At 64.2% G+C, this 14,211-nt stretch carries 13 protein-coding genes, 1 tRNA gene and 1 pseudogene; 11 read left to right on the top strand and 4 right to left on the bottom strand.

Going from position 1 to position 14,211, the window contains the following annotated elements; all coding sequences use genetic code 11:
• Window positions 1–186 precede the first annotated feature (186 nt).
• The 7 genes and pseudogenes from U5A89_RS20090 to U5A89_RS20060 all read left to right on the top strand — a co-directional run bounded on the left by U5A89_RS20090 (window position 187) and on the right by U5A89_RS20060 (window position 4,176).
• A pseudogene (locus tag U5A89_RS20090) lies at window positions 187–618 on the top strand (DUF4168 domain-containing protein).
• 105 nt (window positions 619–723) lie between these two features.
• Window positions 724–2,007, top strand: coding sequence for an adenosylmethionine--8-amino-7-oxononanoate transaminase (locus U5A89_RS20085; RefSeq protein ID WP_338162756.1), 1,284 nt, complete (start codon window positions 724–726; stop codon window positions 2,005–2,007).
• 63 nt (window positions 2,008–2,070) lie between these two features.
• On the top strand, window positions 2,071–2,289 hold the full coding sequence (gene infA, locus U5A89_RS20080) for a translation initiation factor IF-1 (RefSeq protein ID WP_003049127.1): 219 nt from the start codon (window positions 2,071–2,073) through the stop codon (window positions 2,287–2,289).
• A gap of 11 nt (window positions 2,290–2,300) precedes the next feature.
• Window positions 2,301–2,873 carry a Maf family protein gene (locus tag U5A89_RS20075; RefSeq protein WP_338162755.1) on the top strand — a complete coding sequence of 191 codons (573 nt, stop codon included), beginning with the start codon at window positions 2,301–2,303 and terminating at the stop codon, window positions 2,871–2,873.
• 3 nt (window positions 2,874–2,876) lie between these two features.
• Window positions 2,877–3,866, top strand: coding sequence for a ribonuclease (locus U5A89_RS20070; protein ID WP_338162754.1), 990 nt, complete (start codon window positions 2,877–2,879; stop codon window positions 3,864–3,866).
• Window positions 3,856–4,050, top strand: a complete 195-nt coding sequence (locus U5A89_RS20065) for a DNA gyrase inhibitor YacG (RefSeq protein WP_338162753.1) — start codon at window positions 3,856–3,858, stop codon at window positions 4,048–4,050. Before U5A89_RS20070 ends, U5A89_RS20065 begins: the two co-directional genes overlap by 11 nt.
• A gap of 50 nt (window positions 4,051–4,100) precedes the next feature.
• Window positions 4,101–4,176: transfer RNA gene (locus U5A89_RS20060), tRNA-Phe, on the top strand.
• A gap of 171 nt (window positions 4,177–4,347) precedes the next feature.
• Here U5A89_RS20060 and U5A89_RS20055 read toward each other — a convergent pair.
• Window positions 4,348–5,934 carry a DHA2 family efflux MFS transporter permease subunit gene (locus tag U5A89_RS20055; RefSeq protein WP_338162752.1) on the bottom strand — a complete coding sequence of 529 codons (1,587 nt, stop codon included), beginning with the start codon at window positions 5,932–5,934 and terminating at the stop codon, window positions 4,348–4,350.
• A 139-nt stretch (window positions 5,935–6,073) separates the two neighbouring features.
• Here U5A89_RS20055 and U5A89_RS20050 point away from each other — a divergent pair, with 139 nt between their 5' ends.
• Both U5A89_RS20050 and U5A89_RS20045 read left to right on the top strand, forming a co-directional pair.
• A complete protein-coding gene (locus tag U5A89_RS20050) occupies window positions 6,074–7,114 on the top strand; it encodes a type III polyketide synthase (protein WP_338163129.1) in 1,041 nt (346 codons plus the stop codon).
• A complete protein-coding gene (locus U5A89_RS20045) occupies window positions 7,111–7,611 on the top strand; it encodes an isoprenylcysteine carboxyl methyltransferase family protein (RefSeq protein WP_338162751.1) in 501 nt (166 codons plus the stop codon). The genes U5A89_RS20050 and U5A89_RS20045 overlap by 4 nt, the downstream gene beginning before the upstream one ends.
• Here the strand turns inward: U5A89_RS20045 and U5A89_RS20040 are convergent.
• The gene (locus tag U5A89_RS20040; RefSeq protein ID WP_338162750.1) at window positions 7,608–7,805 is read right to left on the bottom strand and encodes a hypothetical protein; all 198 of its coding nucleotides are present in this window, start codon (window positions 7,803–7,805) and stop codon (window positions 7,608–7,610) included. The two genes, U5A89_RS20045 and U5A89_RS20040, sit on opposite strands and share 4 nt — an antisense overlap.
• A gap of 333 nt (window positions 7,806–8,138) precedes the next feature.
• Here U5A89_RS20040 and U5A89_RS20035 point away from each other — a divergent pair, with 333 nt between their 5' ends.
• Together U5A89_RS20035 and U5A89_RS20030 are read left to right on the top strand one after the other, a co-directional pair.
• On the top strand, window positions 8,139–10,412 hold the full coding sequence (locus tag U5A89_RS20035; protein WP_338163128.1) for a TonB-dependent receptor: 2,274 nt from the start codon (window positions 8,139–8,141) through the stop codon (window positions 10,410–10,412).
• 23 nt (window positions 10,413–10,435) lie between these two features.
• Window positions 10,436–12,082, top strand: coding sequence for an alkaline phosphatase D family protein (locus U5A89_RS20030; RefSeq protein WP_338162749.1), 1,647 nt, complete (start codon window positions 10,436–10,438; stop codon window positions 12,080–12,082).
• Between the two features lie 76 nt (window positions 12,083–12,158).
• Here U5A89_RS20030 and U5A89_RS20025 read toward each other — a convergent pair whose 3' ends face one another.
• Both U5A89_RS20025 and manD read right to left on the bottom strand, forming a co-directional pair.
• On the bottom strand, window positions 12,159–12,911 hold the full coding sequence (locus U5A89_RS20025; protein ID WP_338162748.1) for a FadR/GntR family transcriptional regulator: 753 nt from the start codon (window positions 12,909–12,911) through the stop codon (window positions 12,159–12,161).
• Between the two features lie 65 nt (window positions 12,912–12,976).
• Window positions 12,977–14,185 carry a D-mannonate dehydratase ManD gene (manD, locus tag U5A89_RS20020; protein ID WP_338162747.1) on the bottom strand — a complete coding sequence of 403 codons (1,209 nt, stop codon included), beginning with the start codon at window positions 14,183–14,185 and terminating at the stop codon, window positions 12,977–12,979.
• Between the last annotated feature and the right edge of the window lie 26 nt (window positions 14,186–14,211).

Raw genomic sequence — 14,211 nt, 5'->3', positions numbered from 1 at the left:
CCGATCTTTATTCCGCGACTGCGAAGGACCGCTGCGGCCAATGGCGCCTGTCGGGCGACGAACCGTTTTGCCGAGTCCCGTTATCCTTTGAATCGCACGATTCACCGTTCGGCACTTTCCTCCCCGGAACGATATCAACAGCTTGGTCGTCTGTTCATCAGCATATCGACAAAGAGGAGAAAAATGTTGACGGGTCTCAACACCACCGCTTTTCTGAAAGCAGGCATCGCTTCGCTGGCTTTGTTCGCTGCCTACCCCGCCCTTGCACAGGCGCCCGCCGCCCCGGCTGCGCCTGCATCGCCTGCGGCACCAGCGGCTGGCGCAAGCAATTTCAGCGACAGCGATATCAAGCAGTTCGCGGCAGCCGCCGTCGAAGTGACGAAGATTTAGTCGGACACTTCGATCGCCGAAGCCGACAAGCAGCCCAAGATGCTGGCTGCATTGCAGGCATCGGGCCTGCCGCCGGAAAAGTTCAACCAGATCGGTCAGGCTGCGGCCGCTGATCCCGCGCTTCAACAGCGTATCCAGGCCGCCGCGCCGCCAGCCCCTGCGGCGGCTGCTCCGGCAGCGCCCGCTACTCCGGCGGCTCCGGCGACACCGAGCCAGCCGCCCCAGTAAGGCAGCAGCGATATTGATAGCAAAGGGCCGGTCGACGATCGGCCCTTTGTTTATGCGCCATGCAAAATCATGGCCTTGGCCGATCGGCCGTTCTAAAGCGCCACCATGACCTCCCCCGTCTGGCACCCTTTCACCCAACACGGCCTCAATGAGCCGATCCCCCATGTCGTGCGCGCGCAAGGCGCATTGCTGCACCTGGCCGATGGCGGCACGTTGATCGACGCCATTTCCAGCTGGTGGGTGACGACGCACGGCCATTGCCATCCCCGCATCGCCGCCGCCATCGCCGCACAGGCCGGGCAACTCGATCAGCTGATCTTCGCAGGCTATACCCACGAACCCGCCGAAGCGGTCGCGCGCGATCTGATCACCCTAGCCCCCCGTGCGGAGGGCCAGCCGGAACTGGCGCATGTCTTCTATTCCGACAGCGGATCGACCGCCGTCGAGGTCGCGCTCAAGATGGCGCTGGGCTATTGGCATAATCTGGCGCTGGACGGACTGGCGGAAGCGCGCAGCCGCATCCTGGTGCTGGACCATAGCTATCATGGCGATACGATCGGGACGATGTCGATTGGGGAGCGGGGCGTCTATAACGCCGCCTGGTCGCCCTTGCTGTTCGACGTCGGCACCATCCCCTTCCCCGCGCCCGGCCAGGAGCAGGCCTGCCTCGACGCGCTGGACGCCGCCTGCGCGCAAAAGCCCGCCGCCTTCATCGTCGAGCCGCTGATCCTGGGCGCGGGCGGCATGCTGCTCTATCCCGCATCCGTTCTGCACGCCATGGCCGCGATCTGCCGCCGCCATGGCGTCCTCTTCATCGCCGACGAAGTGATGACCGGATGGGGCCGCACCGGCACGCTGTTCGCGTGCGAACAGGCGGGCATCGTGCCGGACATCATGGCGGTGGCGAAGGGCATTACCGGCGGGGCGATCCCGCTGGCCGCCACGCTGGCGACCGCACCGATCTTCGACGCGCATCGATCGACCGACCGCGCGCGGCTCTTTTACCATTCGTCCAGCTATACCGCCAACGCCATCGCCTGCGCCGCCGCCGCCGCCAATCTTGCCATCTGGCGCGAAGAGGATGTGCTGGGGCGAATCGCGACATTGGTTGACGGCATCGCGGCGCGACTCGATGGACTGGCCCGCCACCCCGCCTTTGCCAACCCGCGACAATTGGGCACGATCGCGGCGATCGACCTGATCGCTCCCGATGCGGGCTATCTGTCCGATCTCGCGCCGCGCCTGCGCGCATTCTTCCTGGAACGCGGCCTCTTGCTGCGGCCGCTGGGCAACACCATCTATCTGATGCCGCCTTATTGCACCGACGCAGATCAGCTGGATCTGCTCTTTTCGGCACTCGCCGCAGCGGGCGACCATTTCGGCGTATAACCTTGACTTTCATTTTCCGCGATTTGGCGCTATGGCGGCGCGATTTTGCGAATTCGGGATATTATGGCTAAAGAAGAACTGCTTGAAATGCGCGGACAGGTTGTGGAGCTTCTCCCCAACGCCATGTTCCGCGTTCGGCTTGAAAATGATCATGAGATTCTGGGTCACACCGCTGGCAAGATGCGCAAGAACCGCATCCGCGTGCTTGTGGGCGACGAAGTGCTTGTCGAGCTGACGCCTTACGACCTGACCAAGGGTCGGATCACGTACCGCTTCAAATAAGCCGCTTGTCCATGCGGCTTATTCTTGCTTCGGCTTCCCCCAGGCGGCTTGACCTTCTGGGACAGATTGGCGTCGTCCCCGATGCGGTCGACCCGGCCGACATCGACGAAACGCCCCGCAAGGCCGAACTGCCTGCCGTCTATGCCGCGCGCGTAGCCGCAGACAAGGGGGCCATCGTCGCTGCGCGTCATCCCGGTGCATTGGTGCTGTCGGGCGACACGGTCATCGCCGTAGGCCGCCGCATCCTGCCCAAGGCGGAGAGCGAGGCGGAGGCGCGCGCCTGCCTGGCCTTGCTGTCCGGGCGGCGGCATCGCGTATTGAGCGCCATCACGCTGATCGATGGCGACGGACGGGCGCGGCATCGGCTCTCCGACAATATCGTCATCTTCAAGCGGCTGGAACCGGCGGAGATCGACCGCTATATCGCCAGCGACGAATGGCGCGGCAAGGCGGGTGGCTATGCCATACAGGGCCGCGCCGCTGGCCTCATCCGCACGATCCAGGGCAGCCACAGCGCGATCATGGGCCTGCCGCTTTACGAAACCCGCACGCTGCTCCGGGCAGCGGGCTATCCATTGGATTAAGTTATGGCCGAATGGCTCTATGAAGAAGGCATTGGCGAGGCGCGCGCCGCCCTGATCGAAAAGGGCAAGCTGGTCGAGGCGCTGATCGAGCGCGAGGGCGAAGCGGTTCGCCCCGGCGCCGTCGCGCAGGGGCGGCTGGTCGCCACCCTCATCCCCAAGAAGCGCGGCATCGTGCGGCTGATCTCGGGCGAGGAAGTGCTGCTGGAGCCGATCCCGCCCCGGCTGGCCGAAGGCGCCAACGTTCTGTTGGAAATCACACGCGAAGCGATCGCCGAGGAAGGCCGCCCCAAGCGCGCCAAGGGCCGCATGCCCCAGCCCGGCGCAAAGCCCCATGCCGGTCCCAGCCTGTTGCAGCGCATCCGCGCCACCGGCGTGCCCGTCGTCCCCTGCCCCGCGCATGAAGAAGACCGGCTGGAAGCGCATGGCTGGAGCGAATTGATGGAAGAAGCGATCAGTGGCGAGGTCGGCACCGAAGCCGCCGCGCTGCGCCTGTTCCTGACGCCCGCCATGGTGCTGATCGACATTGACGGTTCGCTGCCCCCTGCCCAGCTTGGCCCCAAGGGTGCCAAGCTTGCCGCGCAGACGGTGCGGCGCATGGGGTTGAGCGGATCGATCGGCATCGACCTGCCGACGATGAACAACAAGGACGAGCGGATCATCGCCGCTGCGCAGATCGACAAATATCTGCCGCTACCCTTCGAGCGCACCGCCGTGAACGGGTTCGGCTTCCTCCAGATCATCCGCCGCCGCGAACGCGCCAATCTGATGGAAACACTGCGCGAAGACCTGGTGCTGACCGCTGCGCTGGCGCTGCTGCGCCGGGCGGAACGGCACGGCCAGGGTGGCGGCGCTACGGTGACTGCTGCGCCCGCGATCATCGACCTGTTGCACAAGCGGCAGGACTGGATCGAGATGCTCTCAAAGCGCCGGGGCGGCGCGATCGTGCTGAAAGCGGATGCGGCGCTCGCGCTGTCGGGCGGCCATGTCGCCTAAACCCGCCGCCTGCCCGGTCTGCGGCCAACCCGCCCAGCCCGCAACGCGCCCCTTTTGCAGCCCCGCCTGCCGCGACCGCGACCTGCTGCAATGGCTGGGCGAAGGCTATCGCGTACCCGGCGCGCCGGTCGATGAACATGCTCAAAAAAACGGCAATTATGGGCTGGACAGCGAACCGGATTGACGCTTATAGGCACGCCTCCATCCGGCGGGGCGTCCTTGCCGAAGACCCGTGCCCGGGTAGCTCAGTTGGTAGAGCATGCGATTGAAAATCGCAGTGTCGGCGGTTCGAATCCGTCCCCGGGCACCACATCTCCCTTCGCCAACATTCGCTGACGGGTTTACGAAGTCAGCGCAGCGCTATGCCCTTGGCCGACTTGAAACGCGCGGACAGTTTTTAGTTGAACGTGTCGCCAAAGGCGACAACGTCGATGCTGGCGATATGCCTATGGCGGTGAGCGGCCTGCATCACATCCGCCCGTCAAGCCGTCTCGGATGCCATATCCTCTTCGGCTGATGGCGAAGTACCCGTTCGTTTCACGAACAGCAGCGTCAACACAATGAGCGCCGTCAGGATGCCGCACATCAGCCAGGCTGCGTTCACGGCCGGGACGAGCGAGGCTTTCTCCACCAAAGGCCGGATCATTTCCGTCGCAAATTCGTCAAGCGGCTGGCCGCGTTGTTCCAGAAAGGCGTCCCTTGGTATGCCGATCTTCACGGCGGTGGCGACATCGCCCGCACGCAGCTTGTCCGCAATGTGGCTCGCCTCCGTAGCAGCGCGGCTGAAGATGGTTGTGTCGATCAGCGCCAGGCCGACCGCGCCGCCCAGATTGCGCATCAGGTTGAACAACCCGCTGCCGTCCGCCACCATCGATGCCGGCAGCCGCCCCAGCGCCATCCGCGTCGGCGGCAACAGGCAGAACATGATCGCCGCGCCGCGCACCATCTGGGGTATCAGCATGTCGGCGAAATCCGTCTGGGCGGTTTGATGCGCGCTCAACAACAGGCCGATCGCGAACAGCGCGAAGCCGAAGGCCGTGAGCCAACGGGGATCGACCCGGCGTTCGGCCCAGACCGCGAGCGGCGCCGTCGCCAGCTGGGTCAGGCCCGTCACCAGCATGATCTCACCGATGCGCAGCGGACCATGGTCGCGCACCAGGCCCAAGAAGAAGGGCATCAGATAGGTCGATCCGAACAGGCCGAAACCCAGTACGAAACTCAGGACGCAGCCGATGGTGAAGTGGCGATCGGCAAAGCAGCGCAACTGGACCAGCGGCGCGTCCGACATCCAGGTTCGCCAAATGAAAGCGGCCGCGCTGATCGCCGACACGCCCAGCAGCAGCATCACATGCGGCGCGCGCCACCCCAGCGTCGGCGCATCCTTCAGCCCGATCTGCAACGCGACCAGGCTGGTGGCGAGCAGCAGTAGCGCAAGCAAGTCGATCGGCCTTGCCCCATGCCGTTCGGCCACCTTGCCGCGCAGGAAGATCGCCACGCCGACCGCAGCGACGATCCCGGGCAGGATGTTCACCCGGAACAGCCAATGCCAGGAATAGGACTGGGTGATCCAGCCGCCGACGATCGGCCCGATCGTGGGCGCCAGAACGGCGGCGACTCCAGCGATGGTCGTCGCCAGTGCCTGCGACCGGGGCGGAAACAGCAGGAATACCGCGGCGAAGACGGCCGGAATCAACGTCCCGCCGGAAAAGCCCTGCACGATGCGCCAGGCGATCAGTTCGCCGAAATTGTTGCTCATCGCGCAACCGAAGGAGGCGAGGGTGAACAGGCTGACCGCTCCCACGAACAGCCAGCGCATCCCCAGCCTGGCGGTCAGATAGCCTGTCAGCGGTATGGCGACGATCTCGGCCGTCAGATAGGCCGTCTGCACCCATATCATCCGGTCGGGCGCGATGCCCAAGGCGGACTGGATGGTGGGGAGCGACGTGGCGACGATCTGGATGTCCAGGATCGCCATGAACATCCCCAGGCACATCAGGATGAAGCCGGTCCATTCGCGATATCCGGCGGCCTGTGTTCCGCGACCATTCAGGTCAGACCCTTCATCCATGTCGTGCCTATCCCGAACGCCCACTTCGTCATAGCCGCCTGGCTATCGGACACAAGGAACTCGCAGTGGTCCAAGTCGTTGCGCATAAGAACCCTTTTACCGGTCAGCCGGTCACGTCAGGCGGCCCTATTTGAACCCGGTGTCCATACTCTCGCTGGTAACGGAAACGCCGCCGCATCGGCTGTCGCAGAGCGAAGCCCTCGACACCGCGCGTGACCTGATCGGCAAGGATTTCGCCGATTTCGAACGCCTCTCTTCGGTCTATGCCAATGCCGGGGTTGCCTGTCGCCAACTCGCTATGCCGGTCGACTGGTATCGCAGCGATCGTTCCTTCCCCGAACGGTCCGCCGCCTATCTCGATATCGCACTCGACCTGTTCGTCGTCGCCGCGCAGAAGGCGATCGCGCAGGCGGACCTTCGTCCGCAGGACGTGGACATGATCGTCACCGTCTCCTCGACAGGCATCGCCACGCCCAGCCTGGAAGCGCGCGCCATGGCGCACCTCCCCTTCCGCACCGATGTTCAGCGCATTCCGATCTTCGGCTTGGGTTGCGCCGGCGGCGCTACGGGCCTGGGCGTGGCAAGCAAGCTGGCCCGCGCCATGCCGGGATCGGTCATATTGTTCGTCACGGTCGAATTGTGCAGCCTGGCCCTGCGGACGGACAAGGCCGACAAGGCGGACATCATTTCCACCGCCCTGTTCGGCGATGGCGCAGCGGCCTGCGTGCTGCGCGCGGGAGAGGATGGCTTCGTGCAAATCACCGGCAGCGCCGAAAAGACATGGAACGACACGCTCGACATCATGGGGTGGCGGGCGGAACCCACCGGTCTGGGCGTCGTGCTCAACCGCGCGATCCCGGCTTTCGCACGGCGAGAGATGCGACAGGCTATGACGGAAATGCTCGCGCCGCAGGGGCTGGGCATAGACGATATCGACCAGTTCATATGCCATCCCGGTGGCGCAAAGGTCGTCGACGCGATCGAAGGCGCGCTGGCGCTGAACCAGGGATCGCTCGTCCACGAACGCGATGTGCTGCGCGATCATGGCAATATGTCGGCGCCGACCGTGTTGTTCGTACTGGACCGCTATCGTCGGGCGGGCCTGCCGCCGCTGTCCGTGTTGAACGCGCTGGGTCCGGGCTTTACCGCCTCTTCGCTCACGCTGCGGTGCGCGGCATGACGCTGCCCTATGCGATCATGGCGTTCGTGACGCTGCAACGGCTGAGCGAACTGGTGATCGCCCGCCGCAACACCGCCAGGCTGCTGGCCGCCGGAGCGCATGAAGTCGGGGCGAGCCATTATCCCGTGATGGTCGCGATGCACACGGCCTGGCTCGCGGCCCTATGGTTCACGGTCGGCGATCGTCCTGTATCCCTGCCGTTGCTGATCGTCTTCGCTGTTCTGCAACTGATGCGGATATGGGTGCTGGCGACCCTTGGTCCGCGATGGACCACGCGCATCATCGTGACGCAGGACGCGCCCTTGGTTAACAAAGGGCCGTTCCGATTCCTGCGCCATCCCAATTATGCGGTCGTGACCGCCGAAATCGCCGTCCTGCCGCTGACCTTCGGGCTGCTATGGATTGCCGCGCTGTTCACCCTGCTCAACGCGGCGATGCTCTACGTGCGGATCGGTGCTGAAAATCGCGCACTGTACGAACCCGCCCCGCGACCCTAGCGCTTGGCGGCCGCCTCCCGCTCCGCCTTGATGCGCAACATCGCCGCATGACAGACAGGCGAGGTCTGCGCGATCTTGCTGATCATGCAGGCTTCCACCTTCTTTCGGCTCATCGACTGCATCTCCGCCGGGCAGAGCAGGCGCGCTTCCTTGACGCAGGCTTTCTTGCCGGGATCGGACTGCGCCTGGGCCATGGGTGCAATGGCGCAGCATAATAGCACAGTGCCGATAGCTGCCAATTTACGACGTTTGCGCCTCTGCATCATATGCGGCTCCTGATCCGGCACATTGCTGTCCAAAGGGCATCGCAGGTCGGTGGTGAACCTGCGATGAAAGCGGCAAGGGCAACGTCGTCACCGTCAACCGCCATCTCGACCCCATATCAACGACAGGGATCGGGATGATCTTGCATGACATGGCAATCTCTGAACTTTCATCACCCCGTCATGCCTTAGCCGCCGACACGTCACATCCTTGCGGCAGCGGCGTCCCCATCCAAAAAAGGGGTTCGCCACATGACACGCCGCATGAAACTCATCGCCGTCCTGCTCGCCAGCAGCACCGCTTTTCCCGCCATCGCCCAGACCGCCGCGCCCGACGTCGAGGCTGCAGGGGGCGAGCAGATCATCGTCACCGCGCAGAAGATCGAACAGCGCGCGATGGACGTGCCCATCACCATCTCCGCCGTCAGCGGCGCGCGGATGGCGGAAATCGGCGTGTCGGACCTTGACGAGCTGTCCAATTACATTCCCGGCCTCAACATCCAGGAACAGAGCGCCAACAATCCCGGCATCGTCATTCGCGGCATCACGTCGGACAGCGGATCGGCACAGCAGGCGCCGCGCGTCACCCTCTATTATAACGGCGTCGATATTTCCCGATCGCGAGGCTCCTATCAGGACATCTACGATATGGAGCGGATCGAGGTCATCAAGGGACCGCAAGCCACGCTGTTCGGCACCGCGTCGGCGGTAGGCGCGATCAGCATGATCTCCGCGCGGCCGAAGCCCGGCTTTTCCGCCGAACTGACGGCCGGTTACGGCAATTATGATTCCAAACTGCTGAGCGGCTTCGTCAATGGCGGGTCGGACAAGGTTGCCGGGCGCATCGCCTTCGCCTGGAAAAAGCGGGACGGCTATGTGAAGAATCTGTCGGCGACGCAGGACGACCTCTATGCCCGCGATCAACTGGGCGTGCGCGGATCGCTGCGGTTGAAGCCGACCGACAGCTTCACCGCCGACCTCATCCTGACCTACGATCGTCAGCGCAATTCCGGTACGCCCTTCATCTCCCGCGCGCTGCCGACCTCGCAAGGGCCGGGCAGCCCCTTCGGCTCCGCCAACCTCAGCGGTTCGCCGCTGTCGTCGTCCGTGCTGGGCGGCGACAAGCTGGGCCTGCATCGCGACGTCTATGACGCGAACCTGACCTTCAGCTGGGACATCGCCGACGACTGGACGCTGACGATGGTCAACGGCTATCGCAAATTCGACAGCAACGAACTGTTCGATGCCGACGGGTCTGCCGCCTGGTATCTGGAATTTGCCGAAGAAGCCAAGGGGTGGCAAGCGAGCCACGAAACCCGCTTCACCTATGCGGGCGATCATTTCCGCGGATCGTTCGGCTGGAACATGTTCCGTGAGAAGAACCATCAGCGCGTGCCCTTTTCGACCGAAGAGGGCACCTATATCCAGTGCGCTACGCGCCTGATCCCCGGCCTTGCCTGCATCGCGGCCGACGGCACCGTCACCGCATCGCAGGCGACCGCGATCCTTACCCGGGGCGCGGCCAGCGTCATTCCCTACAGCTCGGTCTATGAAAATCAGGGCAAGAATGACAGCTATTCGATGTTCGCCGACGGCACCTGGCTTGCCAGCCCCTCGCTGGAACTGACCGCTGGCATCCGCGCGCTCATCGAAAAGCGCCGGTCGGGCTATGTCACGACCGTGCCCAATTCCGTGCTGAGCGGCGCCCCGCTCATTCCGGGCCAGATCAACACCAACGGCCGCGTCCTGCGCGCCGAAGACAGTTTCGCCGCCTTCCTGCCGCGCTTCAACATCCTCTATCGCTTCTCGTCCGATGTGAATGGCTTCGCCACCGTGTCGAAGGGCCGCCGTTCGCCGACCGTCAGCCTGGACGCCGCCGCTGGCGGTGTCGCGCGCATCAACCGGGTCGCGGAGGAAAATGTCTGGAACTATGAAGTCGGGCTGAAGGGCAATAGCGGCATCGTCTCCGGCTCGCTGGGCGTCTATTACCAGACCTATGATAATTTCCAGGTCAGCGTGACCGGCAGCGACGGCGTGACCCGCACGGTCAGTGCGGGCACGGCGAGCAATCTGGGCGTCGAGGCGGAAGTCGCGATCCAGCCGACCAGCTGGCTCAACATCTTTGCCAATGGCGGCTATATCGATGGCGGCATCGACGACAAAGAAGCCAATGGCCGCTTCGCGGGCGACCAGTTCCGCCTCCAGCCCAAATTCCAGGCGGCGGCGGGTTTCACGGTGGACGCACCTCTGGGCAATGGCATGCGCTTTTTCGCGACGCCCAGCCTGACCTATCGCAGCAAAATCTATTTCGAAGTGCCCAATAGCGAAGCGATCAGCCAGAAAGGCGTGATGTTGGTCAATCTGCGCGCGGGCGTCAGCTTCGCGGAGGATCGCTACGAAATCTCCGGTTTCGTGCGCAATGCGACGGACAAGAATTATCTGCTCGACGCAGGCAATACCGGCGGCGCCTTCGGCATCCCGACCTACATCCCCGCAGAGCCGCGTTTCTATGGCGTGCAACTGACCGGTCGCTTCTGAACCGAACAAGGACGGAGACAGTCATGAGCCTCACCATCGACCGCCGCCTGCTTATCAAAGCCAGTATGCTGGGCCTGGGCGCCCTGTCCATTCCCGGCGCCGCCGCCATATTGGCGGCGCGCGGCTTCACCCATGGCGTCGCCAGCGGCGAACCGGGCGTGGACAGCGTGCTGCTGTGGACCCGCTATGTCGGGTCGGGCGACAGCAAGCTGCGCGCCGAAGTCGCCACCGATCCGGCCTTTGCAAAGATCGTGTCGGGCGGCGACGTCACGGCCCGCGCCGACGCCGATCACACAGCGAAGATCACGGTCACCGGCCTGCAACCGGGCCAATGGTATTTCTACCGCTTCGTCGCGCCCGATGGCCGTATCAGTCGGCTTGGCCGCACCCGCACCCTGCCGCAGGGGGAAGTGTCCCGCTTCGGCATCGGCCTCTTCTCTTGCTCCAACATGCCCTTCGGCTTCTTCAACGCCTATGGGCATGCCGCCGCGCGCGACGACATCGACCTCATCATCCACTGCGGCGACTATCTCTACGAATATGATCGCGGCCATTATCCCAGTCTGGAAGAGGCCGTGCCCGGCCGGAGCGTCGAACCGGCGACCGAGATGGTGACGCTGGCCGATTATCGCCTGCGCTACGCCTCCTACCGGCTGGACCCCGATCTTCAGGCGCTGCACGCCGCCTTCCCGATGATCGCGCAATGGGACGATCACGAGCTCGCCAACGATGCCTATAAGGACGGCGCAGAAAATCATCAGCCCGACAAGGAAGGCGAATGGTCCGTGCGCAAGGCGGCGGCGGAGAAGGTCTATCGCGAATGGATGCCCGTATCCGACGCCCATTACGACAGTTTCCAGATCGGCACGCTGGCGACCATTTTTCGCCCCGAAACCCGCATCACCGCGCGCAACAAGCAGTTGAGCGTGAGCGAAGCAGTCGCCGGGCGCAGCGACCTTGCCAAGGCGCTGGTGGACTTTCGCGACGGCCCCTGGAGCGCGAAGGACCGCACGCTGATGGGCGCGGAGCAGGAACAATGGCTCTACGACGGCTTGGGCAAATCCAGGAAAGAGGGCACAGCCTGGCAGATCCTGGCCCAGCAGGTGATCATGGGCTACGGTCGCTTCCCGACCAACGCGGCCGATTGGGTGCCCGCCAATGCGCCGGAGATCGTGCGCAAGACGCTGGCCGGTGCGGTCGCCGCGTCGCAGGCGGGCCTGCCCTATAATATGGACAGCTGGGACGGTTATCCGGCGGCGCGCAACCGCCTGTACGATGCCGCACTCGCGGCCGACGCCGACCTGGTCGTCCTGTCGGGCGACAGCCACAATGCCTGGGGCTATAATCTGGGCGAGCGCGGCCCCGGCCAGGGCGGCGGCAAGGACCGGGTCGGCGTGGAGTTCGCCGGTCACAGCGTCACCTCGCCGGGCTTCGAAGCCTATGCCAAGGGCGTGCCGCCCGCCGACATCGCCCGCGCCCTGCGCGCGGTCAATCCGGGCATGGCCTTTTGCGACACCAGCCAGCGCGGCTATGTCTCGCTGGAAGTGACGCCGCAGCAGGTCGCCGGTTCCTGGCACTTCATGAAGGACATCCGCACCCGCACGACCGACCTGGCGGGCACGCACCGCATGACGGTGCAGCGCGGCGCGAAGCTGTTGCAGGACGCTTGAGGCGGCAGGAACCTCGCCATTTCACCATGGCGGGGTTCGCACCGGGCGACTGTCGTGGCTGCCAAGCCGCAGATGGTCAGGCCGTCACGCCGCCGCTGGCGAGTCGCCGCCTCTTATTGCCGATTTCCTTCTTGGCCTGTTCGATCAGTTCCAGTTCGGTGACCGCTAGCAGATCCTCCGACACGCGCGTCAGGTGATCGCGCATCGCCGCGCGCGCCAGATCACTGTCGCGCGCTGCAAGGGCATCGCAGATGCGGCGATGTTCGTCGGGCCTGGGATTGATGCCGCCCTGGCGCGCCTGCTCGAACATATGGCGGCACAGCGGCGAGGATTCCCGCAAATCCCAGAAATGCTCGATCGACTGTTCGACCAGGCTATTGCGGGTGCCCTGTGCGATCGCCAGGTGAAATTCCCGATCCAGCGCCAGTTCCATGGGCGATGCCGGGTCCACCAACTCCATGCGATCCAATATCGCCTTGAGCTGCGCCAGTTCCTCCTGCGTCATCACGGCGGCGGCCAGGGCGGCCGCTTCGCCTTCGAACATCAGGCGCGCTTCGATAAGTTCGAAGGCGCCGACATTCAGTTCCGCCGCCGCGCGATCATTGGATGGCGCAGCCACGACATAGACGCCGGAGCCGTGACGCACTTCGACCAGCTGGCGGATTTCCAGCGCGATGATCGCTTCGCGGATGGTCGGGCGGCTGACGCTGAACTGTTCGGCCAGGTCGCGTTCGGGCGGCAGCCGGGAGCCGGGCTGATGCACGCCCTCCCGAATGCCGCGCTCGATTTCAAGCGCGACGCGCTGATATAGTTTCAACCGTTCTGCCATGCTGATGGCATGTCACAAGGCAGGGCCGCCCGCAAGTCGTCTTACCAATCGCGCAGGCGCGCCCGTTACCAGTTCCACATCGTCCCGTCTTCCAGCCGCGCGACCGGCAGATAGGCGGGCTTGTAGGGATATTTGGCGGCCAGCGCTTCGTCGATGTCCACGCCATGGCCGGGCGTCTCGCCGCAGAACAGCTCGCCCGCCTCGAAATGATAGTCGTGCGGGAAGACGGCGTCGGTTTCCTCGGTATGCCGCATATATTCCTGGATACCGAAATTGGGCACCCATGTGTCGAAATGCAGCGCAGTGCCCATGGTCACGGGCGACAGGTCGGTCGCGCCATGGCTGCCGGTGCGCACCTGGTAGAGGGCGGCCAGATCGGCGATGCGGCGCAGATGCGTGACGCCGCCTGCGCTGACGATGGTGCAGCGGATATAATCGATCAGCTGGTTCTGGATCAGATCCTTCGCGTCCCAGATCGTGTTGAAAATCTCGCCCACGGCCAGCGGCGTGACGCTGTGCTGGCGGATCAGCTTGAACGCTTCCTGATTTTCCGCCGGGGTCACGTCTTCCAACCAGAACAGCTGATAGGGTTCCAGCATCTTGGCGAGATTCGCGGCCTCCTGCGGGGTATAGCGATGATGGCCGTCATGCAGCAGATGCGGGCCAAAGCCATAGGTGTCGCGCAGCGTTTCGAACAGCTTAGGCACATAGTTGAGCGCCTTGCGGGTGTCCCAGCCGGTGACAGACGGCAGCGCCGCGTCCGCCGGTTCGTAGAACAGCTTGCCCCGGCCCACACCATAAGCGTCCTTGATGCCCGGCACGCCGGTCTGCGCGCGAATGGCCTTGTAGCCAAGATCGATATATTGCCCCACCGCATCGACGGTTTCGGCGATATCGCTGCCATTGGCATGACCATAGACCATGATGCCGTCGCGGCTGCGACCGCCCAGCAACTGGTAGAGCGGCATGTTGGCCATCTTCGCCTTGATGTCCCACAGCGCCACATCGACCGCCGCGATCGCGCGCATCGTCACCGGCCCGCGACGCCAGTACGCCCCACGATAGAGATATTGCCAGATATCCTCGATCCGGCGCGGGTCCATGCCGATCAGGCAGGGGACGACATGATCCTCCAGATAGGCGACGACCGCCTTTTCGCGGCCGTTCATGGTCGCATCGCCAATGCCATAGACGCCCTGGTCGGTCATGATCTTGAGCGTGACGAAATTCCGCCCCGGACAGGTGACGATGACCTTGGCCGATATGATCTTCACTGACGATCTCCCCTCATGGATGCAGG

It is taken from the genome of Sphingobium sp. HWE2-09 (assembly GCF_035989265.1).
GTDB lineage: Bacteria > Pseudomonadota > Alphaproteobacteria > Sphingomonadales > Sphingomonadaceae > Sphingobium.
The sequence above is the reverse complement of the archived record's forward strand: the minus strand, read 5'-3'. Positions and strand labels throughout refer to the sequence as shown.

What these genes read in the sequence shown, in the direction of transcription:
- U5A89_RS20025 (WP_338162748.1), bottom strand. Translation starts at nt 12,911, where the DNA reads ATGGCAGAACGGTTGAAACTATATCAGCGCGTCGCGCTTGAAATCGAG.
- U5A89_RS20085 (WP_338162756.1), top strand. Translation starts at nt 724, where the DNA reads ATGACCTCCCCCGTCTGGCACCCTTTCACCCAACACGGCCTCAATGAG.
- U5A89_RS20065 (WP_338162753.1), top strand. Translation starts at nt 3,856, where the DNA reads ATGTCGCCTAAACCCGCCGCCTGCCCGGTCTGCGGCCAACCCGCCCAG.
- U5A89_RS20075 (WP_338162755.1), top strand. Translation starts at nt 2,301, where the DNA reads ATGCGGCTTATTCTTGCTTCGGCTTCCCCCAGGCGGCTTGACCTTCTG.
- infA (WP_003049127.1), top strand. Translation starts at nt 2,071, where the DNA reads ATGGCTAAAGAAGAACTGCTTGAAATGCGCGGACAGGTTGTGGAGCTT.
- U5A89_RS20030 (WP_338162749.1), top strand. Translation starts at nt 10,436, where the DNA reads ATGAGCCTCACCATCGACCGCCGCCTGCTTATCAAAGCCAGTATGCTG.
- U5A89_RS20045 (WP_338162751.1), top strand. Translation starts at nt 7,111, where the DNA reads ATGACGCTGCCCTATGCGATCATGGCGTTCGTGACGCTGCAACGGCTG.
- U5A89_RS20040 (WP_338162750.1), bottom strand. Translation starts at nt 7,805, where the DNA reads ATGGCCCAGGCGCAGTCCGATCCCGGCAAGAAAGCCTGCGTCAAGGAA.
- U5A89_RS20070 (WP_338162754.1), top strand. Translation starts at nt 2,877, where the DNA reads ATGGCCGAATGGCTCTATGAAGAAGGCATTGGCGAGGCGCGCGCCGCC.
- U5A89_RS20055 (WP_338162752.1), bottom strand. Translation starts at nt 5,934, where the DNA reads ATGGATGAAGGGTCTGACCTGAATGGTCGCGGAACACAGGCCGCCGGA.
- U5A89_RS20035 (WP_338163128.1), top strand. Translation starts at nt 8,139, where the DNA reads ATGAAACTCATCGCCGTCCTGCTCGCCAGCAGCACCGCTTTTCCCGCC.